The organism is Mycobacterium sp. IDUB_3, assembly GCF_055419585.1.
In genome coordinates this window covers 407,657-429,952 of the sequence record NZ_JBVAXZ010000001.1, presented here as the reverse complement: position 1 = coordinate 429,952, position 22,296 = coordinate 407,657, and the positions used below count along the sequence as shown (strand labels likewise).

22 protein-coding genes are annotated in these 22,296 nt (G+C 66.5%); 17 read left to right on the top strand and 5 right to left on the bottom strand.

The annotated features are described in order from the left end of the window. Window position 1: 1 nt before the first annotated feature. From ACZYVJ_RS01685 to ACZYVJ_RS01675, 3 genes are read left to right on the top strand one after another with little or no spacing between them, the layout of a single operon-like run. Window positions 2–1,534, top strand: a complete 1,533-nt coding sequence (locus ACZYVJ_RS01685; protein ID WP_463829412.1) for an acyl-CoA synthetase — start codon at window positions 2–4, stop codon at window positions 1,532–1,534. A 31-nt stretch (window positions 1,535–1,565) separates the two neighbouring features. Then, entirely contained in the window at window positions 1,566–2,960 is a 1,395-nt protein-coding gene (locus ACZYVJ_RS01680; protein ID WP_463832792.1) for an aromatic ring-hydroxylating oxygenase subunit alpha, read from the top strand. Then, window positions 2,957–4,657, top strand: coding sequence for an FAD-binding protein (locus ACZYVJ_RS01675; protein ID WP_463829411.1), 1,701 nt, complete (start codon window positions 2,957–2,959; stop codon window positions 4,655–4,657). The genes ACZYVJ_RS01680 and ACZYVJ_RS01675 overlap by 4 nt, the downstream gene beginning before the upstream one ends. Window positions 4,658–4,667: 10 nt before the next feature. Here the strand turns inward: ACZYVJ_RS01675 and ACZYVJ_RS01670 are convergent, their stop codons facing one another. Then, entirely contained in the window at window positions 4,668–5,510 is an 843-nt protein-coding gene (locus ACZYVJ_RS01670; protein ID WP_463829410.1) for an enoyl-CoA hydratase-related protein, read from the bottom strand. Between the two features lie 118 nt (window positions 5,511–5,628). On the opposite strand from ACZYVJ_RS01670, the gene ACZYVJ_RS01665 reads away from it, so the two are divergent. The 4 genes from ACZYVJ_RS01665 to ACZYVJ_RS01650 all read left to right on the top strand — a co-directional run bounded on the left by ACZYVJ_RS01665 (window position 5,629) and on the right by ACZYVJ_RS01650 (window position 9,266). Next, on the top strand, window positions 5,629–6,468 hold the full coding sequence (locus ACZYVJ_RS01665) for an SH3-like domain-containing protein (protein WP_463829409.1): 840 nt from the start codon (window positions 5,629–5,631) through the stop codon (window positions 6,466–6,468). Window positions 6,469–6,487: 19 nt separating this feature from the next. After that, a complete protein-coding gene (gene scnC, locus ACZYVJ_RS01660) occupies window positions 6,488–7,192 on the top strand; it encodes a thiocyanate hydrolase subunit gamma (RefSeq protein ID WP_463829408.1) in 705 nt (234 codons plus the stop codon). 7 nt (window positions 7,193–7,199) lie between these two features. After that, entirely contained in the window at window positions 7,200–7,571 is a 372-nt protein-coding gene (locus tag ACZYVJ_RS01655; protein ID WP_463829407.1) for a thiocyanate hydrolase, read from the top strand. A 318-nt stretch (window positions 7,572–7,889) separates the two neighbouring features. After that, window positions 7,890–9,266, top strand: coding sequence for a DEAD/DEAH box helicase (locus ACZYVJ_RS01650; protein WP_463829406.1), 1,377 nt, complete (start codon window positions 7,890–7,892; stop codon window positions 9,264–9,266). Between the two features lie 8 nt (window positions 9,267–9,274). Here ACZYVJ_RS01650 and ACZYVJ_RS01645 read toward each other — a convergent pair whose 3' ends face one another. Further along, window positions 9,275–9,820, bottom strand: coding sequence for a class I SAM-dependent methyltransferase (locus ACZYVJ_RS01645; RefSeq protein ID WP_463829405.1), 546 nt, complete (start codon window positions 9,818–9,820; stop codon window positions 9,275–9,277). 148 nt (window positions 9,821–9,968) lie between these two features. Between ACZYVJ_RS01645 and ACZYVJ_RS01640 the strand changes: the two genes are divergently transcribed. Next, the gene (locus tag ACZYVJ_RS01640) at window positions 9,969–10,574 is read left to right on the top strand and encodes a TetR/AcrR family transcriptional regulator (protein ID WP_463829404.1); all 606 of its coding nucleotides are present in this window, start codon (window positions 9,969–9,971) and stop codon (window positions 10,572–10,574) included. Window positions 10,575–10,605: 31 nt separating this feature from the next. On the opposite strand, the gene ACZYVJ_RS01635 is transcribed toward ACZYVJ_RS01640, so the two are convergent. Further along, window positions 10,606–12,372, bottom strand: a complete 1,767-nt coding sequence (locus ACZYVJ_RS01635) for an N-acyl-D-amino-acid deacylase family protein (protein WP_463829403.1) — start codon at window positions 12,370–12,372, stop codon at window positions 10,606–10,608. A 180-nt stretch (window positions 12,373–12,552) separates the two neighbouring features. Here ACZYVJ_RS01635 and ACZYVJ_RS01630 point away from each other — a divergent pair, with 180 nt between their 5' ends. After that, window positions 12,553–13,224, top strand: coding sequence for a TetR/AcrR family transcriptional regulator (locus ACZYVJ_RS01630; RefSeq protein ID WP_463829401.1), 672 nt, complete (start codon window positions 12,553–12,555; stop codon window positions 13,222–13,224). A 274-nt stretch (window positions 13,225–13,498) separates the two neighbouring features. Then, on the top strand, window positions 13,499–14,131 hold the full coding sequence (locus ACZYVJ_RS01625) for a cutinase family protein (protein ID WP_463829400.1): 633 nt from the start codon (window positions 13,499–13,501) through the stop codon (window positions 14,129–14,131). 33 nt (window positions 14,132–14,164) lie between these two features. Here the strand turns inward: ACZYVJ_RS01625 and ACZYVJ_RS01620 are convergent, their stop codons facing one another. Next, window positions 14,165–15,052, bottom strand: coding sequence for an SDR family NAD(P)-dependent oxidoreductase (locus ACZYVJ_RS01620; RefSeq protein ID WP_463829399.1), 888 nt, complete (start codon window positions 15,050–15,052; stop codon window positions 14,165–14,167). Window positions 15,053–15,914: 862 nt separating this feature from the next. Here ACZYVJ_RS01620 and ACZYVJ_RS01615 point away from each other — a divergent pair. The 4 genes from ACZYVJ_RS01615 to ACZYVJ_RS01600 all read left to right on the top strand — a co-directional run bounded on the left by ACZYVJ_RS01615 (window position 15,915) and on the right by ACZYVJ_RS01600 (window position 18,765). Continuing rightward, the gene (locus ACZYVJ_RS01615; RefSeq protein WP_463829398.1) at window positions 15,915–16,724 is read left to right on the top strand and encodes a SigB/SigF/SigG family RNA polymerase sigma factor; all 810 of its coding nucleotides are present in this window, start codon (window positions 15,915–15,917) and stop codon (window positions 16,722–16,724) included. A gap of 114 nt (window positions 16,725–16,838) precedes the next feature. Further along, complete coding sequence (locus ACZYVJ_RS01610; RefSeq protein WP_463829397.1) at window positions 16,839–17,471, top strand: hypothetical protein; 633 nt, start codon at window positions 16,839–16,841, stop codon at window positions 17,469–17,471. A gap of 29 nt (window positions 17,472–17,500) precedes the next feature. Continuing rightward, the gene (locus ACZYVJ_RS01605; RefSeq protein ID WP_463829396.1) at window positions 17,501–17,992 is read left to right on the top strand and encodes a DUF2231 domain-containing protein; all 492 of its coding nucleotides are present in this window, start codon (window positions 17,501–17,503) and stop codon (window positions 17,990–17,992) included. 143 nt (window positions 17,993–18,135) lie between these two features. Then, window positions 18,136–18,765, top strand: a complete 630-nt coding sequence (locus ACZYVJ_RS01600) for a hypothetical protein (RefSeq protein WP_463829395.1) — start codon at window positions 18,136–18,138, stop codon at window positions 18,763–18,765. Between the two features lie 27 nt (window positions 18,766–18,792). Here the strand turns inward: ACZYVJ_RS01600 and ACZYVJ_RS01595 are convergent, their stop codons facing one another. Then, window positions 18,793–19,269: a nitroreductase family deazaflavin-dependent oxidoreductase gene (locus tag ACZYVJ_RS01595; RefSeq protein ID WP_463829394.1), complete on the bottom strand. Its 477-nt coding sequence runs from the start codon at window positions 19,267–19,269 to the stop codon at window positions 18,793–18,795. A 136-nt stretch (window positions 19,270–19,405) separates the two neighbouring features. On the opposite strand from ACZYVJ_RS01595, the gene ACZYVJ_RS01590 reads away from it, so the two are divergent. Genes ACZYVJ_RS01590 through ACZYVJ_RS01580 form a run of 3 tightly spaced genes read left to right on the top strand, consistent with a single transcriptional unit; the run spans window position 19,406 to window position 22,289 of the window. Beyond that, window positions 19,406–20,128 carry a TetR/AcrR family transcriptional regulator gene (locus ACZYVJ_RS01590; RefSeq protein ID WP_463829393.1) on the top strand — a complete coding sequence of 241 codons (723 nt, stop codon included), beginning with the start codon at window positions 19,406–19,408 and terminating at the stop codon, window positions 20,126–20,128. Next, window positions 20,125–21,348: a cytochrome P450 gene (locus ACZYVJ_RS01585; protein ID WP_463829392.1), complete on the top strand. Its 1,224-nt coding sequence runs from the start codon at window positions 20,125–20,127 to the stop codon at window positions 21,346–21,348. The genes ACZYVJ_RS01590 and ACZYVJ_RS01585 overlap by 4 nt, the downstream gene beginning before the upstream one ends. Next, a complete protein-coding gene (locus ACZYVJ_RS01580) occupies window positions 21,342–22,289 on the top strand; it encodes an SDR family oxidoreductase (RefSeq protein WP_463829391.1) in 948 nt (315 codons plus the stop codon). Before ACZYVJ_RS01585 ends, ACZYVJ_RS01580 begins: the two co-directional genes overlap by 7 nt. The last annotated feature ends 7 nt before the right edge of the window (window positions 22,290–22,296 follow it).

Here is a 22,296-nt window from a genome sequence, read left to right as displayed (position 1 = left end):
GGTGAACATCGCCGATCACGCGATCGCAGCCGCACGGTCACCGGCACTGGTGATTGACGGCGACGCGATCTCGTTCGGCGAACTGTATGCCCGCAGTCAGCGGGTGGCCGCAGCGCTGCACGAGGCAGGGCTGCGCCGCGGCGACGGTGTGGCCCTGGTCCTGCCGAACCGGCCGGAGTTCCTCGAAATCACCTGGGGCGCTCAACTTTCGGGCCTCTACTACACCGCGGTCAACACCCATTTCCTGCCCGACGAGGTCGGCTACGTCATCGATGATTCGGACGCCAAGGCGGTCTTCATCGATGCTTCGATGCCCGAACTGGCCGCGCACATCCGCGCGGCCAATGTCGCGGTGATCGCCCACATCGCGGTCGGCGGACCCCTGCCGGGCTGGCGATGCTACGAGGACGCGCTGGCGGCGCCCGGCGACGCCCCACCGGCATCGGACGGGTCGGAGATGCTCTATTCGTCCGGCACCACCGGACGGCCCAAGGCGGTGCGACGACCACTTCCCTTCGACGGCAATGGATCCTGGGCGCAGTCGGTGCTCGAGATGGCACTCATCCACAAGTACGGGATGAGCCCGTCGAGTGTGTACCTGTCCCCCGCGCCGCTGTATCACGCGGCCGGGGTGAACTACACCATGGCGGCCAACCGGGTGGGCGCCGCGTCGATCATCATGCGCAAGTTCGATGCCGAAACGGTGTTGCGTCTGATCGACACCCATCGGGTGACCCACGCGCAGTTCGTGCCCACGATGTTCGTGCGCATGCTGAAGTTGCCTCCGGCGGTCCGCGAACGCTATGACGTGTCGAGCCTGCGGTGCGTCATTCACGCGGCGGCGCCGTGTCCGGTCGATGTCAAACACCGGATGATGGAGTGGTTCGGACCCATCATTCACGAATACTACGGTGGCACCGAGGGATTCGCGGGGACCACGATAGGGCCGCAGGATTGGCTCGCGCATCCCGGTTCGGTGGGGATTCCGATGGCCCCGGTGCACGTGGTCGGCGAGGACGGGCAGGAACTGCCCGTCGGCGAATCCGGCGAGCTCTATTTCGAAGGCGGACCCGACTTCGAATACTTCAAGGACCCCGCCAAGACCGCATCGGTGTACAACGACCGCGGGTGGCGATCGCTCGGCGACATGGGCTATGTCGACTCAGACGGGTTCCTCTATCTCACCGACCGGTCCACCTTCATGATCGTCTCCGGCGGGGTCAACATATACCCGCAAGAGGCGGAGAATCTGCTTGTCATGCACCCGAAACTGGTCGACGCGGCGGTATTCGGAGTCCCCAACGACGAATTCGGCGAAGAGGTCAAGGCCGTCGTGCAGCCGGCCGACGGCGTGGTACCCGGGCCCGAGCTCGAGGCAGAACTCATCGAATACTGCCGGGTTCACCTGGCCGGGTACAAGTGCCCGCGCACCGTCGAATTCGACCGGGAGTTGCCGCGCGACCCGAACGGAAAGCTGTACAAGAGACGCATCCGCGACCGCTATTGGCAAGGGCGGGTATCGCGGATCTTGTGATGTGACAAGGGATGACGAGATGGCTGTAGGAATGGGCAACGAGATCACCAACGCACAGGCCTCGCACCGGCCGGGGGCGAATTGGACGCCGCTACCGGTGCCGTGGGCGGTCCAGACCGCCGATCGAATCCCCAAGCAGCGCTACTACGACCCGGATTTCTACGCGCTGGAAGCGGAGATGTTCTGGCCGCGGGTATGGCAGATGGCGTGCCGGCTCGAGGAGATTCCCAAGCCCGGCGACTTCGTCGAATACGAAATCCTCGACGAGTCGATCATCGTGGTCCGGGTGGACGGCGACACCGTGCGCGCCTACCACAACGCCTGTCGCCACCGCGGCGTGAAGCTGGTGGAGGGCAACGGGAATCGGCGCACCTTCGTGTGCCCGTTTCACGGCTGGTGCTGGGGCATCGACGGCCGCAACACGTTCGTCCTGCGGCCCGAGGCGTTCACGGAAGAGAACATGGCCGACGACGACCTGCGGCTGGTGTCCGTACGCTGCGAGCTCTGGGGCGGTTGCGCGTGGATCAACCTCGACAACGAGGCGCCGGCGTTGCGTGACTGGATGGAGCCGTTCGCGACGATTTACGACGCATGGCAGGTGGACTCGCTGCGCGTGGAGTGGTGGCAATCGTGCCGGCTGCCGGTGAACTGGAAACTGGCGACCGCGGCGTTCATGGAGGGCTACCACGTTCCGCAGACCCACCCGCAGCTGCTGCCGTCCGCGCAGACCGGCGAGCCCTCCTCGACCGTGCATCCCGTCGTCGCGAGCAGCCTGTATTTCATGCGCACGCTCGGCGACGGCATGGGCGGCATGACGCACGAAAACGACATCCGCATCGCCGAGGGCCTGCAGAACATCGAGCTGCCGCCCGACCCGGCCGCGGCGATGGCGGCGTGGCGCAGTGCGCTCAACGAGGCCGTCGTCAACTGGCACCGCGCCCGAGGTAGCGGCATGCCCGATCTCAACGATCTGGTCCGCCGCGGGATCACCGACGCGATCGGATTCGCCTTCCCACACCACTTCATCCTGCCGACCTACAGCAGCGCATCCTCGTATCGCATCCGTCCGCTGGGACCCGAGGAGACGCTGTTCGAGATCTGGTCTCTCACCCGGTTCCCGGCCGACGCGTCGGCCGGCAAACCCACGCCCCCCGAACCGATGGCGCCCGACGATCCGCGCTGGCCACCCATTCCCGCCCAGGATTTCTCCAACCTGCCCAGACAGCAGAAGGGGTTGCATTCCAAGGGCTTTGAATTCATGCGCCTGTCCGACCAGATCGAGGGCCTGATCTCGAATTTCGAACGGGTCGTGGACGGTTTCCTGGCCGGCCTGCCGTACGCCACCCTGCTGCCCGCCATCCAGAAGACGAACACCACCATCGATGTACCGATCGCCGATCTCGGCTTCGGCTCGGAGGCGCCATGACGACTCGGTGGGACCACTGTGCGGACCTGGTCATCGCGGGCAGCGGCGGGGGTGGCATGGTCGCCGCCCTGGCCGCGCTGGACTGCGGCCTGGAACCGCTGATCATCGAAAAGCAGCCGCTGGTCGGCGGCTCGACGGGGCTGTCGGGCGGCATCGTCTGGCTGCCGAACAACCCGTTGATGCGGGCCGACGGCATCGCGGACTCGCACGAGGACGGCCTGGCATATCTGGCCGACGTGGTCGGCGACGTCGGCGCGCCCTCCTCCCCCGAGCGACGCGAGATGTTCCTCACCGCCGGCTTTGAAATGATCAACTTCCTCACCCGCAAAGGTGTCCAACTGATCCGGTGTGCGGGCTGGAGCGACTACTACCCGAACCACAAGGGCGGCAACGCGTCCGGCCGTGCCGTCGAGGGCATCCCGTTCGATGCCGCCAGGCTCGGCACGTGGCGCGACAAGGTGCAGCCGCCGCTGGCCAAGAACTACGGATATGTGGTGCTGACCAACGAATTACGGTCCGTCCAGTATTTCAACCGCGCGCCGCGCGCCTTCGCCGTCGCATCGCGGGTTTTCCTGCGCACCGCGCTGGCGCGGGCCCGGCGACGCCGGCTCCTCACCAACGGCGCGTCGCTGATCGCCCAGATGCTCAAGGCGCTGATCGAGCTCAGCGACGGGAATCCTCCGTTATGGACCGATGCCGCGATGGCCGACCTGGTCGTCGACGACGGTCGGGTGGTCGGCGTGCGCGTCGTCCGCGACGGGCGGCCGGTCAACGTCGAGGCCCGCAAGGGAGTCCTGTTGGCCGCCGGCGGTTTCGGCCACAACAAGGAGATGCGCCGCCGGTACAGCGGTGACCAGCCCAACGAAGGGAAGTGGTCGATCGCCAATGCCGGCGACACCGGCGAGGTGCTCGAGGCGGCGATGCGGCTGGGCGCCAAGACCGACCTGTTGGACGAGGCATGGTGGCTGCCTTCGGTTTTCATCGCCAACGGCGGTGCCGTGGCCGCGTCGCTGGGGTCCGGACGTCAGCGCCCCGGCGCCATCTACGTCGACTCGGCCGGCAGGCGGTTCTGCAACGAGTCCAACTCCTACGTCGAGGTCGGCAAGGCGATGTATGCGAACAAGGCCGTGCCGTGCTGGATGATCTTCGACGAAGGATACGTGCGCCGATACGTCACCAGCGCGAATCCCCTGAAGCGGAATCAGCCGCTGCCCCCCGAGCTGATCGAGTCCGGCGCGGTCAAGCGCGCCGCGACGATTTCCGAGCTGGCCCGCGAGATCGACCTTCCCGCCGACGAATTGGCGACCACAGTCCAGCGATTCAACCATTTCGCGGCCAGGGGGCTGGATCCCGACTTCGGCCGCGGCCAGTCGGCCTACAACGACTGTCTCGGCGACCCCGGGTATCGGCCCAACGCCGCCATCGGTCCGCTGGACACCGCCCCGTACTACGCGACGAGGGTGCTCCCCGCCGACGTCGGGACGTGCGGCGGTGTGATCACCAACGAGCACGCCCAGGTTCTCGACGAGCACGACCGGGTGATCGAGGGCTTGTACGCGACGGGCAACACCACCGCGACGGTGATGGGGCGGACGTATCCCGGCGCCGGTGCGAGCATCGCCAGCTCGATGGTGTTCGGTTACGTCGCCGCCCGCCACGCGGCGGGACGAAAGCTCGCCGGCGAGATGACCCGCTAGGCGGGCATTGTCACGTTGGCGGAGAGTCGGGTTTGTCGACGAATTCACGCGGCTTCATACCCGACTGCATCAGCTCCGCCCGGCGCGCCTGCACGTCGGACGCGGCACCGACCATGTTCGTCAAGATATGACTGACCTGCAGATGCACCCGCATGCCCATCAATTCCCAAGCGCGCTTCACGTTGTTCTTGACCGCCATCAGTGTGGTCAACGGGATTTGGGCGATCTTGCGCGCCATCTCCTCCACGGTGTCCTCGAGCTCGTCGCGCGGCACCACCTTGTTGAGCAGGCCCCATTCGAGGGCCTGCTGCGCGGACAGGGTCGGCGCCAGCAGCAGCCAGTCCATGGTGCGGTGCCAATTCATCAACAGCCACGGCTCGATCATCGTGTGCCCGCCGGGCTCGCCTAGGCTTTGGGCAAGTGGCATCTGGAAATACGCGTCGTCGGAGGCGACGCAGAAGTCGGTCAGCAAGCCGAGATAGATACCGCCGCCCATGCAATAACCATGAATTTGCGAGATGGTCGGCTTGGGGAACTCCCACAGGTACAGCGTCGGCCACAAAAAGAGATCGGCGGTGCCCTTGTACAGGTCCTCGAAGGTGTCCCCGAAATCCGGATAAGGGTTTTCGTCCGGGCCCCAGCGCGCCACATGGCCGCCGCAGAATCCCTTGCCATTCGCCTTGAGAATGACGACCTTGATGTCCTTGTCGCGATCGGCCTCGTGCAGGCAGCTGTCGACCTCGCCGACCAGGACCGCGTCCTTCGTGTTGGCCTTGTCCACGCGGTTCAGAATGATCCGCGCAATCGGCGGTTCGCGTTCGTAAATGACCGCTTCCAGGACGCGCCGCTCCATCCTGGTGACCTTACCGGAGACCGCAATACCGGTGAATTCACTTTGCGGTTGCGCAATGTTCGCGGGAGGAGTGAAGTGTATGGAGGCGCTGGACTAGTCCGTGACGAATGGAGCTGGGATGACGACTCCGTCGGACCGAGCGGCACAGCTCGACCTGATAGCCCGGCTGCAGTCCTCCTATCCCGAACTCCCCGATGCTCCGACGCCGGATCTCATTGACCACGAACGCTTCAGCGCGTACGTCAAGACTCCCCACGACGTCGGCGGCGAACCGGACGCTCCCATCGAATTCGAGAACAAGCAGTACGAGATCTGGGAGCACAACACCTATGTGATGTGCGAGGTGCTCGGCTGGCGTGGCATCTGGCTGTCCGAGGAACGCCGCCGGATGGGCAACGTCGACCTGGGCCGAACCATCTATCTCGGCCTCCCGTACTACGGGCGTTGGCTGCTGGCGGTCGCACGCGTCCTCGCCGAAAAGCACCACATCGGTCTCAGCGAATTGGCCGAGCGCATGGCCGAGGTCAAGACCCGCTACGCGGGAGGCCTGAGCGGAAAACCCTTGGAGGCCAAGCCGAAGTCCGAAGGCGACCCCGCCGCCGTCACCCGCAACCGGCACCACCGCCACGCCGCCGGCAAAGGCGACCCACAGGTGTTCGCCGGACAGGCCGGCAAGCCCAAGTTCAACGTCGGCGACAAGGTCGTGGTGCGAGATCTGCCCGTGCTGCTCTACACCCGCACTCAGGAGTACGTGCGCGGCGCGACGGGCGAGATCGCGGTCGTGTCCTACGAAAGCCCCGCCGCCGAGGACGAAACCTGGGACGGGCCAGACCAACAACCCGAATGGTTCTACATCGTTCGGTTCAACCTGTCCGAGTTGTGGCATGGCTACACCGGGCCGGGCAACGACACGTTGCAGACCGAGATCCCCGAGCGGTGGCTCGATTCGGCCGAATAGCGTCGGAAAGGACTTCAGCATGACCGCCCACGAACACGATCACGAGCGCACCGCCGCGCCCATGGTGGACGAGATCACCGACTTCGAAGTCCTCGAGATCGCCCTTCGCGAATTGTGCATCGAGAAGGGCATTTTCACGGCCGAGGATCATCGCCGCTTCACCGAATTCGCCGAACAGATCGGCCCCACCCCGGCGGCGCGCCTGGTGGCCAGGGCCTGGCTCGACCCCGACTTCAAGGAGTTGGTGCGCTCGGATGCGCTCGCCGCCAGCAAGGCGGTCGGCGTCGACTGGCTGGAACCGACCGGATTCGGAACGCCGAGCGACTTCACCGCCCTGCACGTGCTGGAGGACACCCCGACGCTGCATCATGTGATCGTCTGCACCCTGTGCTCGTGCTACCCGCGCCCGATCCTGGGCAATTCGCCGGAGTGGTACCGCACACCCAACTATCGCCGTCGCATCGTGCGCTGGCCGCGCCAGGTGCTCGCGGAATTCGGACTGATCCTTCCGGAAGACGTCGAGATCCGCGTGGAAGATTCCAACCAGAAGCATCGGTTCATGGTGATGCCCATCCGTCCCGAAGGAACACAGGGTTGGACCGAGGACCAACTCGTCGAAATCATCACGCGCGATTGCCTGATCGGCGTTGCGCTGCCCAAGCCGGGGGTGACGACCAACGTCATCACCCAGACGCGTCCGGCCGTCCACCCCGTAGAGCAGTGAGACACCGATGAGCACCGCGCACCCCCCGCACCCCATCGGGGACTCCACTGTGGCACCGCTGGCGAAAATCGTTCAACGCAACCAGGTCTGGAGCCGCATGGCGGCAAAACACGGGGTCGACAACCCGGTGCCGCCCTGGCAGACGAGCCTCGACGGGATTTGCGATGCGATTGACCAAAGTCAGTGCGGTGCAAAGGTTCTCGGTTTTGCCGACCGGCGCGACGATGAGGACGCCCTGTCAGCGACTGTCTACTCAGACCTGCCCTATCCCGAGAACCGACTGGTTGCGTTGGCCCACACGCTCGTGGCACGCGGTGTCATCGATGAATCCGAACTCGAGGAAAGGCTGGCCGCCGTGCGGGCCAGGCTGGAATCCTGAGCGAGCTCCACTGCGGCGCACATCACACCGGAGTGCCCGGGCGCTTTCTCGTCGTTGTGCATGGGGTGCGCTATGCTTCACAGCAACGTTGGCTTCAAAGCCTGATGTCAACTACGTCGTGGAACGCTTCTTCATCCCACTGGTGCTGCCCCGAATTTCGGGCTCAACCACCACGTTCAGATGATCCGTGCACCCGCACTAGCTTGTCTCGCGGCGATCGATTTTGCCCTCCGGCAATCTCGCCAACTTGTGCCGAAAACCGCGCGCGACAACCACGTTGCCGGTCCGGCATGACCGATGCCTGAAAGGCACCGAAAAGTGACTACCGACAAAACCTTTGCCGACCTCGGCGTGCGCAGACCAATCGTCGATGCGCTCACGAAGCGCGGCATTACCGACCCATTCCCCATTCAGGTTGCGACCCTGCCTGATACGCTGGCCGGCCGCGACGTACTCGGCCGCGGGAAGACGGGCAGTGGGAAGACCCTTGCCTTCTCGATTCCGCTGGTCAGCCGACTCTCCGAACGCAGCGGCCGCCGCTCGCGGCCATCGGGTTTGGTGCTCGCGCCCACCCGTGAGCTGGCGAGCCAGATCACCGCGACGCTCGAGCCGTTGGCAGCCCCCTGCGGTCTGCGCGTCACCACGATCTTCGGCGGCGTTTCACAGCACCGTCAGGTAGCTGCCCTCAAGTCCGGCGTCGACATCGTGGTGGCTTGCCCCGGTCGGCTCGAGGACCTGATGAAACAGCGTTTGATCAGCCTCGAGGCGATCGAGATCACCGTGATCGACGAAGCCGATCACATGGCCGATCTCGGCTTCCTGCCCGGTGTCACCCGGATCCTGGCCGCCACTCCGAATGGCGGCCAGCGGCTGATGTTCTCGGCGACCCTGGACAACGGCGTCGACAAGCTCGTCAACCGATTTCTCCGCGACGAGGTGCTGCACTCCGTCGATGGGGCCGACTCGCCGGTGTCCGAAATGACGCATCACGTGTTCCACGTGGCCAATGCGGATGCCAAGAAGGAAGTCGTGCACCGGCTGGCGTCCGGCACCGGGCGCCGAATTCTGTTCATGCGCACCAAGCATCAAGCGCGCAAACTCGCCAAACAGCTCACCGAATCGGGAGTTCCGTCAGTCGACTTGCACGGGAATCTGTCTCAGCCCGCCCGCGAGCGCAACCTTGCGATGTTCGCCTCGGGCGGCGCCCGGGTACTGGTGGCAACCGACATCGCCGCGCGCGGCGTGCACGTCGACGAGGTCGCGCTCGTCGTGCACATCGACCCGCCCGCCGAGCACAAGTCCTACCTGCACCGCTCCGGGCGCACGGCGCGGGCGGGTAGCGCCGGCGACGTCGTCACCGTCGTCCTGCCCGAGCAGCGACGTGACACCCAGGCATTGATGCGCAAGGCCGGTATCAAGGTCGCTCCCCAGCAGGTGACCGCGGCATCTGAGGCGGTGCAAGCGCTGGTGGGTGAAATGGCGCCCTACCAGGCCCCCGCACCCGCCCGGGCGCCCTCGCACGCGCCTGCGCAGCATCGGGCCAACTCCGGCGCGCAGCGGCGTCGCCGCAGCAGCAGCAGGTCGCCGCGGACCAATCCCACACACACCGAAACTGCGACGTCTCACCGCACCGGCGCGCCTAAGCGACGGCCGGATCGTCGCCGCTCCACCCGTGCGCAAGGAAACGCCGGCTAGCCCACGGTTCAGCGCCGGGCCAGCAGCCACGCCTGACCGTCGCCTTCGCCGGCACCGATCAGGTCCAGGCTGGCGAAGGCTGCGGGCAGCTCGCCGGCCGCTGCGCGGAAGGGGCCCGGCTTCGCCCCGACCTCGCTCAGTGCGGCGATCGCCAGCAGCCCGCCCGGCGAGAGTCGTTCGACGATCGCCCGGTCGAGGCGGGGGTCGCGGAACTTGCAGCACAGGATGACGTCGACCGGCGTCCCGGTCGGCAGACCGCCGTCGAAATCGACCACGTCGAAGCGGCAGCGGTTGCCCACCGCGGCACGCTGGGCCAGTTCCCGCGCCTGGCTGATGGCCACCGTGGAAACGTCCAGCCCCACCACCCGCATGCCGCGTGAGGCGAGCCAGACCGAGCCGGTCCCCTGTCCGCAGGCGAGGTCGAGGGCCCTGCCGGCGGTGGGAAACAGATCCGCATGTCCCGCGAAAACGGCGGGCAGCGCAACCGAACTCAACGGTGGCGGCCCCTTCGCCGCGTACCGTTCGTCCCAGCGATGCCGGTCCGCTTCGCCCATAGGCGCCACTCTAGAACGACGTGCGCCGATGACAGCCAGTCCCGTTTTAGACAGTTGTCTGTAAAACGGCGCCCGCGTCCGCATAGCAGGTGAGCCGACCGCGACGGATGCTGTTGTTGGGGACAAATCCCGTTTCTACACTGGACGGGTGTCTAGAGATGCGTCGTTCCCAGTCGTCGCCGGGAAAGCGGCGGGCGCCGGCGCGGCCCGCCGGTCGGATCGCCGGCCCGGGCAGACGATCCGAAAGGTCCTCGATGCCGGGCTGACGGAGCTGCGGGAATCCTCGTACGCGAACCTGACGATGCGCGCGGTGGCGACCCGCGCCGGGGTTTCACCGGCCAGCGCCTACACCTACTTTCCCTCGAAAAGCGCGCTGGTCGCGGCGGTGTACCTGCGCTTCCTGCGCGACCTGCCGCTACATACCGACGTCAACGACACGACCAAGACCCGGGTCAGCGCCACGCTGCGGGACATGGCGGTCGTCGTCGCCGATGAGCCGGAGTTGACCGCCGCCTGCGGCGCCGCCCTGATGGCCGACGATCCCGCGGTCGCACCGCTTCGGGAACAGATCGGCGAAGAAGTGTCCAAACGGATCGGGGCCGCGCTCGGCCCGGGGTGGCCCCGATCCGTGAAATCCACGCTGCAGATGACCTTTTCCGGCGCGCTGATGACCGCCCGGTTCGTCAGCTTCGCCGAGATCTCCGGACAGCTCGACGAGGCCGTCAACCTCATCCTGGGCGCATCGGTCGCATGAGAATTGCTGCGTCCCAGGTCAATAGGCGTGGCTAGCCCGTATAGGCCAGCTTTCGTGCCGAGCTGCCGGCCCGGAGGAACTCACCGAAACGCTGCTCGCCCAGCTCCGGCGAGGCCTCACCCGCGCCGAACGCGAGTTTCCCGGACACCAGGACCGCCGTGACCGTCTCGTCGTTGCGGTTCACCATCCGCGACAGCCCGCCGTAGGACTCGACCGGATGCTCGGCGTAGGACTCGAGTGACTCGTCGAGCTTGTCCGGATTGATGATGACGATGTCGGCGCGGTCGCCTTCACGCAGCGTGCCGGCGTCGATCTCGTACCATGCGCCGAGTTCACCGGTGAGCCGGTGCACAGCGTGCTCCATCGAGATGAACGGCCTGCCCTGCTTCTCGGCGTCGCGCACGTGGCGCAGCAGGCGCAGGCCCGAGTTGTAGAACGCCATGTTGCGCAGGTGCGCGCCCGCGTCCGAGAACCCCATCTGCACGGTGGGACTTTGCGCGAGCTTCTTGAGCAATTCGGGCCGGTGGTTGGAGATCGTGGTGCGCCAGCGCAGCTTCTCGCCGTGCTCGAGCACCAGGTCGAGAAACGCGTCGACCGGATGCAGACCACCGCGGTCCAGGCCCACCTGACCGAAGGACTTACCGACCGCCGATTCGTCGGGGCACGCCACGATATCTGCGTCGAAGAAGTCGCGGTGCCACACCCGGGGTCCGTACTTCTGGTCGTAGTCCTTGCGGAACTGACGCCGGTAGGCCTCGTCGCGCATCAGCTCGTTGCGGGCGATCTCGTCGGCCAGGTGCAGCGCCGCGGCACCGGAGCCGAACTCTTCGAAGATCACCAGCGAAATCCCGTCGGCGTAGACCTCGAACGGCACCGGCAGGTGCTGCCAGCGGAAATCCGCGCCCAGCGCATTGACCATCCGCGCGAGCCAGTCCATGAGATAGATGACCGGCGGCAAGGACTTGACGTCGGCGGCCGACAGCAGGCTGGTCTTCAACCGCCGACGCCCGACCCCGAGCGACGTGGCCAGCTGGGAGACGATCGACAACGGGTTCTTGATGTCGGGGCCCGACTGCAGGATTTTGTTGCGCCGCCGCAGGATCGCGTTCAGGCGCCGGAGTTCACGCGGCTTCGCATAGGTCGACGGCAGGGTGCGTGACCGGCACACCTCACCGTCGAGCTTGTCGAAGAGCAGTTGCTGCGAGGACAGCCCGACGAAGCCTTCGTCGAGAGCCTCTTCGAGCATCGACTCCATCCGCGCCAGTTCGACCGCCGACGGGCGAATGTCCTTGCGGGTCGCCCGGTCCAGGCCCATCGTCGCGGCGCGCATGTCGGAGTGCCCGATGAACGCCGCGATGTTGGGGCCGAGGTTGAGCCGCTCGAGCGCGGCCACATATTCCTTGGGGCTGTTCCATGACCGCGCTTCGTTGAGCCGTTCGATGACATAGCGCCGCGGAATCGCCTCGACGCGGCCGAAGATGTCGCCGGCGTCGACGTTGTCCAGGTACACGGTGGACAGCGAGCAGGAGCCCAGCATCACCGTCGTCACGCCGTGCCGCAGCGATTCGGAAAGCGCAGGCTCGCAGAGCGTTTCGATGTCGTAGTGGGTGTGGATGTCGATGATGCCGGGGATCACCCACTGCCCCGTCGCATCGATGACCCGGGCTCCGGTCGTGTCGAGTGGCCCCTTGGCGATGGTGACGACGCGGCCGTCACGCACGCCGATGTCCCGCAGAGCCGACGGCCCGCCCGTCCCGTCGAACCAGCGCCCGTTGGTGATCACGGTGTCGTACTGCATCGGTCGGCCTCTCTGTCGCGCCGGAGCCTTCCGGACCCGCAGTGAGCATACATAATGCGCATATTGTCCTGCCGCGCTATCGGTGCGCGGCTCGGCGATTAGCCAGCAACGATGGCGTCGCGACAGACGTTATGATCCAGCTGTGGGGTTCACCGGCCACGGGTTTGCCGCCCGTTAATCATGCGCAGTCACGGTTGGGCCGGAAACACGCCGGCGTCCGATGCGGAGGCGATCGAGCGCATCCTCGACGCCGCCGACAAGATCATCGACGAACGTGGGTCGGCGATGCGGATCGCGGACGTGGCGCGGGCACTGGGGGTGACCCGGCAGACCGTCTACCGATACTTCCCCGGCACGCAGGCCTTAATGGTGGCGTCCGCGATGCGGTCGGCCGACGGCTTCCTCGACCGCATGGCGGCCCACCTGGAGGGCGTCACCGACCCGGTGGTGGCCATCACCGAGGGAATGGCTTTCGCTGTCGAAGAGCTGGCCGCGGACAACCAGGTCGAGTTCGTGCTCAGCCAGCGCCGCCGCGGCGCCCAGAAGGTTTCGATCATCTCCGATACGGCCCTGGCCTTCGGTCGTTCGATGCTGCATCGTTACGACATCGACTGGGAGCACTACGGTTTCGATGAAGCCGGCCTGGACGAGCTGAACGAATTCTCGCTGCGGGTTCTCCATTCCTTCTTGACCGACCCCGGACGGCCGCCGCGCAGCGGTGCCGATCTCCGGCGCTACCTCACCCGCTGGATCGGCCCGGCGATCGCCTACCCGCAGATGGTCCGGGCCATGGATGCACTGGGGGCCGCGGAGCCGCCGCGAACGCGACGACGCTCGTCAAAAGCCTCCTGACCGGCCGGGCAAGAATCGGCGATCTTGACCATACATATTCGCCGTTATGTCCCCACGTCGAGCGGTGTGCGGCCGATCCGGCCCGAGGGCTGAGCTTTGCGCCGGGTTGCGCGAATCCTCGTCGCGCCGACGTTCGACCGACCGAGGCTAATCGTCGAGTTGGAGGTCTTCGTCACATCCGCGGCGGTGGCCGCCCGCTCAGCGCGCGCTCCCGGGCGTCCTATGGCAAAATCGCGCTGTGAAGGCGCATCCCCTCGCTGTGTTGACTTGTGCTGTGCTATCGCCGATTTGGGCTCTGCTCGTCGGCCCTGCAGCGGCGTCCGCGGACCCATGCCCCGACGTCGAGGTGGTGTTCGCCCGGGGCACCACCGAGCCACCCGGCGTCGGCCGCATCGGCCAGAGCTTCGTCGACACCTTGCGCTCACACGTCGGCGCTAAGTCGGTCGGCGTGTATCCGGTCAACTATCCGGCCACCACCGACTTCCCCACGGCCGCCGACGGCATCAGCGACGCGGGCAGTCACGTCGAACGGATGGCGGCGAATTGCCCCCGCACCAAGATGGTCCTGGGTGGCTACTCGCAGGGCGCCGCGGTGATGGGCTTCGTCACCGAAAGCGCGGTGCCGGACGGGGTGCACCTGGTGCAGGCGCTTCAGCCGATGCCGGCCGAGGTGGCCAGCCACGTGGCCGCGGTGGCGCTGTTCGGCAAGCCGTCGAGCCAGTTCATGAGCATCATCAACCAGCCGCCGGTCGACATCGGGCCGCTCTATTCGGCGAAAACGCTCGAGTTGTGCGTCCCCGGCGACCCGGTTTGTTCCGGCGCGGGCAACCCCGCCGCCCACCGTCAGTACGTCGAGGCCGGGATGGTCGACCAGGCAGCCGATTTCGCCGCCAACCGGCTCTCGTAAGGCTCGCCCGCCTCAGGCGCCGGGGCCTGCCCGTCACCGGGCCGCGCCACCGATCATCTGGTGAACGTCGCGCACCGACCACGGCCCGGCCTGATGATGGTCACGGTAGCCCAGCAGCCGCGGGGTCTGGCGGTCGAAGCTACCCACGAAACCGCCTGCCGCAACCAGGATTTGACCTGTCACACCCCGCGACAAGTCGCCGGCGAGGTAGGCGTAGACCGGTGCGACGAACTCGGGCGGAGCGCTGTCGAGCGATGCCCGCATGGTCATGTCGTCGAGCAGACCACGGCGGTGCAGGTCTTCGATGTGTTGTTCGTATTCGGCTCCGGTGGACAGCCGTGTCCTGGCGCCGGGGCACACCACGTTGGCCCGCACGCCGTAGGGCTTCAGTTCGGCGGCGATGGCCACAGTCAGGCCGTTGACGGCGCCCTTGCCGGCCGGATATCCCGTTCCGCCGTAGTCACCCAGATACGCCACGGAACTGGTGTTAATGATGGCTCCGTGCCCTTGCTCGGCCAGCACCGGGGCGGCCACCCGGCAAGTGTGGAAGGCCGTGCCGAGGTGGCCACTGATCAGCCGGTCGAACTCGTCCGGGGTGATCGTCAGGATCGACGAGCCGGGGGGTTCGGCGATGCCGGCGCAATTGATCAGGGTGTCGAGCCGTCCGAATGCGCTCAGGCATTCGTCGACGAGCCAGCGGGCGACGCGCTCGTCGTCGGCGGGTCCGACCACCGCGGTGGCCCGCCCGCCCGACGCCGTGATCGCCGCGACCGTTTCTTCCACGGCGTGTTCGTCACGCCCGTTGACGACCACACTCGCGCCCAGGCCGGCCAGCAGCTCGGCGACCGCTCGTCCGATGCCGCGACTGCCGCCCGACACCACCACGCCGCGGCCATCCAGCCCAGCTTCGGTGTCGCTCATCGCCCGTTGCCGCTGGCGCCATGCCGATGATCACGTAATGCATTGCGCGCGAATTGCTCTCGCGGCGGATTGACGGGCAAGCACTCGAGGGGGGTGACGGACATTAGCCGAACAGTACCGAGCCGAAACAGAAATGAGAACGCAAGCCGACATTTCCCGGCTAATGCCGCGCTGGACGCGGCCAGCAACCCCTGCCGGCTCGACGTTCAAAGGAGTCGGCGCCCGCTCCCTGCTGCGTAATCACCCTGCGGCCGACTTCGACGCCGACGTCGGTCTGCCCGGCGGCAACCGCCTCAGCGGTCTCCCCTGGTTTGGCAACGGTGTACAAATCACACGGTCAAGAAGTACACCGACTCGGGGCGATTTGTTTGCCGGTAGCGCCGGGCTCCTCGTCGGCGGAATGGCCAAGGCCCACAACGCCGCAGCTCGCCGAGGGTGCGGCCGACTTCGGGGTGCCATCAGCTCCGGGCCAGCGGCTTGCGGGCGCCCCAGTGGTACACCGTGGAAACAGTTCAGAATGTGTCTGAACCCGCTACGCCAATCGATCGCCGGGTGAGGCGAAGGGGGGTATAGTCTCCAATGAAGTCCGTTATGGACGCGTCGCCGTTTAGCTAAAAGCGGTCCAGTAAGCCGCACGGCTACTGAGTTTGGTATGGCTCCGGCGAACGGCCCCAGTCAACCTCTCCCCGCTCCTTCGTGCGTTGGGTTACGACCGTCCGGCGGATCGAGATGCGGTGGGGCGAGAAGCGCGCATAGCTGCAACCTCTCACTGCACACGGCTCTAGGAGAGAGTCAGCATGCAAACTTGTTCTCGCGCAACCGTTTACCCGATTCGTCGAGTGAACATGGGGTGCGCCAGCCGATGACCACTGTAATTTCCGCTACCCGTCCCGCACCATCACCCACCACCAGGACCGACGATTCATACGACGATGTCGTCGAAATGTTCTTGGTGCTGCAGCAGTTGCCCGCCGAATCACACGAGTACGCCCACCAGCGCGAACGCATCGTTTCTCGATGCCTGCCGCTGGCGGACCACGTGGCCAGCCACTTCGCCCGCCGGGGAGAAGGTCTCGAAGATCTGATTCAGGTCGCCCGGCTGGGGCTGATGAACGCGGTCAACCGATTCGACCCCGCGAAGGGGCCCAGCTTCATCGGGTTCGCGGTGCCCACCATGATGGGCGAGGTCCGGCGTTATTTCCGCGACTACAGCTGGGGAATGCGCGTCCCGCGGCGGTTGCGCGAGCTGCACGTGCAGATCAGCAGGACCACCGCCGACCTGTCGCAGCAGCTCGGGCGCGCGCCCACCGCGGGCGAGCTCTCTCGGGTACTCGAGGTGCCGCACGAGGAGATCGTCGAATGCCTCGTCGCGGGCGACGCCTATCGGCTCGACTCCCTGGATGCGCCGCTCGGCGCCGACGGTTCGGGAACGCCTCGCTCGGTGGCCGACTCGGTCGGCGACATCGACCCGCAGATCGAGCACATCACCAACCGGGAAGCGCTGCGGGTGCTGGTTGCCACCCTCCCGCAGCGTGAACGCGAGGTGCTGCGCATGCGGTTCTTCGAATCCATGACGCAAAGCCAGATCGCGGAGCGGATCGGCGTGTCGCAGATGCAGGTCTCCCGCATCCTGGCAAGCACGCTGAGCAGCCTGCGCGATCAACTCGAGTAGGCGCTAACTCCCCCAGGACGCTGCGCGGCATACCCTGCCGCGCAGCCCTGTACTGTGCGATCGAAGGACAACCCGACTTTGTCGCCAGGAACCTGGAAGGGAGCTGGAAAGCGAATGCGGACGTCACGAACGGTGCTCGCGGGTGTCGCGGCGATGACGGCACTGGCGGTGTCGGTGGCCGGCTGTGGCGGCAACAAGCCACAGCCGTCGCCGTCGAAGTCCGGATCGGCCACCTCGGCTACCTCGGCCCCGAGCAGCCCCAGCTCGGCACCGGCGTCATCGGCGCAGGCCCAGCCCAACGAGTACGCCAAGCTCCTCATCGCGCCCAGTGACATCAACGCCCCGGTCCCCTTCACCGCCGCGCCCCCGACCGGCAACCCCAACGGCCAGCCGGGCGTGACGACCACGTTCAAGGACGACGACGGCAGCCACGCGATCAAGGTGACCATCGCTGTCTTTGACGACCCCGACTCCGCCACGAACGCGTTGAACGACGCGAAGGGGCAACAGGGCGGCGTGATCAAGGATCCGTCCACGCAACCGTCGAACATCGGCAGCGGTGGAACGATGTTGATGGGCAACACCCCGGACCGCAGCAAGGGTGTGGTCATCCTGCTCTTCACCGAGGGCAAGGCGTTTGCCACGCTGGAATTCGACGGCCCGACCGACACGCTGGCCCCGCCGGAGTTCGTCAACGACGTCGGCCAGAAGCAGGATGCGGCCATCAAGAAGGGGCTCGGCAGCTAGCCGCTGCGCCATCACCATCGGGGGACGCGATGAACGTCATCAACGGCATGCCGGCCCACGCCCTGCTGCTGCATTTCGTGTTGGTGCTGGTGCCGCTGACCGCCCTGCTCGAAATCGTCTGCGGCTTATGGCCTGCGGCCCGGCGCGGCCAGCTGATGTGGCTCACGCTGGCGCTGGCCGTGATCACCATGGTGTTGACGCCCATCACCATCAACGCCGGCGGATGGCTCTACGACCTGAGAACCAATCCGAGCCCGATCCTGCGCGAACACGCCGAGCGCGGCAGCCTGATGGCCTACTTCGCCGCCGCTCTGCTGGTCGCCGCGGTCGTGCTGGTCGTCGTGCGCATGACCGAAGGCCGATCGGACAAGGGCCGCGTCGCCACCCGGACACTCGTCGCGATTCTGGTGCTGGCGGTGGGGATAGCGTCGATGGTCCAGATCTACCGCGTGGGCGACGCCGGTGCACAGTCGGTCTGGGGCACCGAGATCGCGCACCTGACGAAGAACCACCCGGGCTGACGACGTCGCTGGTGGCAAAACCCTTGGCCCCGGGCCAGCCGGGTGTTTGGGGCTAACTGCTGTGCGCTGCACATTCCGCGACATGCGTGCTTGCGTTGCATTACCGTTTGCGGTGTCCAAGCCGGGGGCGGAAGGAAACGTCCATGAGCAAATTCTCCAGGCTTGCCGCTGGAGTACCGCTGGCGCTCGCCCTGGCGGGCGCGGCGGTGGTCGGCTGCAGTAACGGATCGAAGTCATCGCCGGCCACGCCGTCATCGACCACGTCGCCGACCGCCTCGAGTCCGGCCGGCCACACCGCGACGTCGACGTCCGCGTCCGCCCAGCCGTCCGACTACACGCAGCTACTCATCGCGGCCGGCGATATCAACGCGCCCGAGGTCTTCACGGCCAGCCCGCCGGTCAACAACCCGAACGGCCAACCGGGCGCCAGCACCACTTTCAGCAACAACGACCGCACGCACGTGATCACCGACAGCATCCAGGTCCTGTCCGATCCCGCCGCCGCGCAGCGCGCGCTCGAATCGGCAAAGTCGACGCATGACGGTTACGTCCACGGTGCGCCCGAGCCGATCGCCATCGGCACCGGGGGCACCACCATCTCGGGCCCCTCGCCCGACGGCGCGAAGGGCGTGACAATGCTGATGTTCAGCCAGGGCAAGGCCTTCGTCGAGTTGGAATTCGACGGCCCGCCCAGCGCGCTCGTGCCGCCGGACTTCGTGACCGACGTCGGTCAGAAACAAGACGCCGCAGTCAAGAACGGACTCGGCGGCTAGCAACAGGAGCGCCGGCCGACGAGGAGCTCACCGGGCCGGCGTGAGCAGAAACAGCCGAAACCGGCGCCCGCCGGCGCGTTCCTGGGCGAAGCGGTAATTCGGCCAGTACCCCAGCGCCTTGGCCCACGCTTCGTCGCGCTCGGCGCCCCCGAGCAGCCGCACCGCCGCCACGAACCGGTGGCCACGACGGCGCACCGTGACCCGTTGCACCGCTTTGAGATTCGCCGACCAGGACGGGTGTCGCCCCCGCCCCCAGTTCGATCCGACCAACAGCAGGCCTTCGCGAAAGGGTACGTACTGCACGGTGGTGGTGCGGGCGAGACCGGTCTTGCGGCCCGAGACGGTGATCCGCACGTTGGGCAGGCCGGCCAGATCCAACGCGCCGAGCCGTCCACTGGTCAGGAACCGAAGCACGGCTTCGAGCCCCTCGACGAACCGGTGACCGTTCAGCACCAGCAAGCGGTAGGCCGTCGGGTTGCGGGCCAGCCGCTGCAGCGGATTCATGGGCATGACTGTATTCGGTGGGCGCCGGATCAGGGCGTCACGGCGATGAAATGCCGCTGACGAACCAAGGTTTCGGCGAGCGCCCGGGTGCGACCCGCCGGAGATAAATAAATTGCTTGATTTAACCCGTCGCGAGGTGTTCACTGAGGCGATGACTGCCGAGCGGGCCGCTCGCTCCGACAGGTCGACAGGCACCCGAGAGGCGATCCTGTCGGCCGCCGAAGTGCTTTTCGCCGAACGCGGCATGTACGCCGTTTCGAACCGGCAGATCAGCGAAGCGGCCGGCCAGGGCAACAACGCCGCCGCCTGCTACCACTTCGGCACCAGGGTCGACCTGCTCCGCGCGATCGAAAGCAAGCATCGCGGGCCGATCGAGGAGCTCCGCGCCCAGATGCTGGCCGCCATCGGCGATTCGACCGAACTACGCGACTGGGTCGGCGCCCTGGTGCGCCCGCTGACCGATCACCTGTCCGCACTGGGCACCCCGACCTGGTACGCCCGGTTCGCCGCGCAGGCCATGGCCGATCCGACCTACCGCCACGTGGTCACCAAAGACGCACTGGCATCGCCGTTACTGGTGCAGACGCTCGACGGCATCAACCGCTGCCTGCCGGAGCTGCCCAAGCGGGTGCGTGCCGAACGGATGGTGATGGTGCGCAACCTGCTCATGCACACCTGCGCGGAACACGAAGGCGCGCTGGCCGAACACGGACCCCGGTCGCGTTCGCCCTGGCCGGTGGCCGGCGAAGGGTTGATCGACGCGATCGTCGGCCTGTGGCGCGCGCCGGTCCACGTGGGCGCGGCACACGGCCAGCCGACACAGACGACCGCGCAGCCCGACAACCGAGGAGCACGATGACCGAAGGATCCACCGCCACCGATATCCCGGAGTTTCCGATGACACGGGCGCCAGGCTGCCCGTTCGCGCCGCCTCCGAAGGTATTGGAGCTCAACGCCGACAAGCAGCTGAGCAGGGTCAGGATCTGGGACGACAGTACCCCGTGGCTCATCCACGGCTACGACGCGATACGCGCGCTGTTCACCGATTCCCGCGCCAGCGTCGACGACCGGCTGCCGGGCTATCCGCACTGGAACGCGGGCATGCTGGCCACGGTGCACAAGCGCCCACGCTCTGTGTTCACCTCCGACGCCGAAGAACACACCCGGTTCCGCCGGATGCTGTCTAAACCGTTCACGTTCAAGCGAGTTGAAGCGCTGCGGCCGGCGGTGCAGAAGATCACCGACGACCACATCGACGCTATGCTGGCGGGCCCGAAGCCGGGCGACATCGTCAGCACCCTCTCGCTGCCGGTCCCCTCCCTGGTCATCAGCGAACTGCTGGGCGTGCCTTACGAGGATGCGGAATTCTTTCAGACCCAAGCCCAGCGGGGCATGGGCCGCTACGCCACCGAGGAGGACACCGCCCAGGGCGCCGCCTCGTTGGCGAAGTATCTGGCCAACCTGGTTCGGACCAAGATGCAAAGCCCCTCAGAGGATTTGGTATCGGATCTGGCCGAGCGGGTGAACACCGAAGAGATCAGTGTGCGCGAGGCCGCACAATTGGCCACCGGCGTGCTGATCGCCGGCCATGAAACCACCGCGAACATGATCAGCCTGAGCGTCGCGGCGTTGCTCGAACACCCGGATCAACGCGCGCTGCTGCGCGACACCGACGACCCGAAGGTCGTCGCCACCGCGGTCGAAGAGCTGATGCGCTACCTGAGCATCATCCAAACCGGTCAGCGGCGAATCGCCGTCGAGGACATCGAGATTGGCGGCGAGACGATCCGCGCCGGCGACGGCATCATCCTGGACGTCGCCCCGGCCAACTGGGACGACCGCCAATTCCCCAGCCCGGACCGGCTGGACCTGCTCCGCGAGGACGGGCCGCACGTCGGCTTCGGCTACGGCCGCCATCAGTGTGTGGGTCAGCAGCTGGCCCGCATGGAACTGCAGATCGTCTTGCCCACTCTGCTGCGCCGCATTCCGACCCTGCGGCTTGCCGTGCCGTGCAATGATCTGCCGTTCAAACATGACGCACTGGCCTACGGCCTCTACGAGTTACCCGTGACATGGTGAAGCCCGATCTGTCGCTCGACATTCCAGATCTGCGTGGCAGATTCACCGTAGTGACCGGGGCCAACAGCGGTTTGGGGTTCGGGTTGGCGAAGCGGCTGTCGGCCGCCGGTGCCGACGTCGTGATGGCGATTCGCGACAGGGTCAAAGGCGAACAGGCGATCGCCGAGATCCGCCGGGAGGTGCCGGAGGCCAAGCTCAGCATCCGGCAACTCGACCTGTCGTCGCTGCCGAGCGTGGCCGCGCTAGGCGAGGAACTGACCGCAGAAGGTCGCCCGATCGACATCCTGATCAACAACGCGGGCGTCATGACGCCCCCGCAACGGCAGCAGACCAGCGATGGATTCGAATTGCAGTTCGGGACAAACCATTTGGGGCATTTCGCCCTGACCGGGCGGCTGCTGGGCCTGCTGCGAGCGGCGGAATCCGCACGAGTCGTCACCGTCAGCAGCATCGCCGCGACCCAGGGCGGTCTCGACTTCGGCGACGTGAACGCGGAACGCGGCTACAAACCCATGCAGTCCTATGGGGTTGCCAAATTGGCGCAGCTGATGTTCGCCGTCGAATTGGATCGGCGCAGCCGCGCGGGCGGTTGGGGGTTGATGTCCAACGCCGCCCATCCCGGCCTGACCAAGACCAACCTGCTCAGCGGCGCCTCCTACGGCCGCGCCGCGCCGACGTTACAGGCCCGGCTGACACGGCTGACGTGGCGGCTGCTGCCGTTCATGTGGCTCGACATCGATGAAGGTATCAAGCCGACCCTCTACGCCGCGGTGTCGCCGGATGCACAGGGCGCCAAGTATTACGGACCGCGGGGCTTCTACGAAACGGTCGGGGGCGGCGTCACGTTCGCGGGTGTCCCCCGGCCGGCGCGCAGCGAGCACGATATCCAACAGCTGTGGCAGCTCTCCGAACAGCTCACCGGTGTCAGCTATCCGGGTTGACAGCAGA

Coding starts and splice junctions, on each gene's coding strand:
- ACZYVJ_RS01680 (WP_463832792.1), top strand. CDS start 1,566: ATGGGCAACGAGATCACCAACGCACAGGCCTCGCACCGGCCGGGGGCG.
- ACZYVJ_RS01675 (WP_463829411.1), top strand. CDS start 2,957: ATGACGACTCGGTGGGACCACTGTGCGGACCTGGTCATCGCGGGCAGC.
- ACZYVJ_RS01670 (WP_463829410.1), bottom strand. CDS start 5,510: ATGGAGCGGCGCGTCCTGGAAGCGGTCATTTACGAACGCGAACCGCCG.
- ACZYVJ_RS01665 (WP_463829409.1), top strand. CDS start 5,629: ATGACGACTCCGTCGGACCGAGCGGCACAGCTCGACCTGATAGCCCGG.
- scnC (WP_463829408.1), top strand. CDS start 6,488: ATGACCGCCCACGAACACGATCACGAGCGCACCGCCGCGCCCATGGTG.
- ACZYVJ_RS01655 (WP_463829407.1), top strand. CDS start 7,200: ATGAGCACCGCGCACCCCCCGCACCCCATCGGGGACTCCACTGTGGCA.
- ACZYVJ_RS01645 (WP_463829405.1), bottom strand. CDS start 9,820: ATGGGCGAAGCGGACCGGCATCGCTGGGACGAACGGTACGCGGCGAAG.
- ACZYVJ_RS01635 (WP_463829403.1), bottom strand. CDS start 12,372: ATGCAGTACGACACCGTGATCACCAACGGGCGCTGGTTCGACGGGACG.
- ACZYVJ_RS01630 (WP_463829401.1), top strand. CDS start 12,553: ATGCGCAGTCACGGTTGGGCCGGAAACACGCCGGCGTCCGATGCGGAG.
- ACZYVJ_RS01620 (WP_463829399.1), bottom strand. CDS start 15,052: ATGAGCGACACCGAAGCTGGGCTGGATGGCCGCGGCGTGGTGGTGTCG.
- ACZYVJ_RS01615 (WP_463829398.1), top strand. CDS start 15,915: ATGACCACTGTAATTTCCGCTACCCGTCCCGCACCATCACCCACCACC.
- ACZYVJ_RS01610 (WP_463829397.1), top strand. CDS start 16,839: ATGCGGACGTCACGAACGGTGCTCGCGGGTGTCGCGGCGATGACGGCA.
- ACZYVJ_RS01605 (WP_463829396.1), top strand. CDS start 17,501: ATGAACGTCATCAACGGCATGCCGGCCCACGCCCTGCTGCTGCATTTC.
- ACZYVJ_RS01600 (WP_463829395.1), top strand. CDS start 18,136: ATGAGCAAATTCTCCAGGCTTGCCGCTGGAGTACCGCTGGCGCTCGCC.
- ACZYVJ_RS01595 (WP_463829394.1), bottom strand. CDS start 19,269: ATGAATCCGCTGCAGCGGCTGGCCCGCAACCCGACGGCCTACCGCTTG.
- ACZYVJ_RS01585 (WP_463829392.1), top strand. CDS start 20,125: ATGACCGAAGGATCCACCGCCACCGATATCCCGGAGTTTCCGATGACA.
- ACZYVJ_RS01580 (WP_463829391.1), top strand. CDS start 21,342: ATGGTGAAGCCCGATCTGTCGCTCGACATTCCAGATCTGCGTGGCAGA.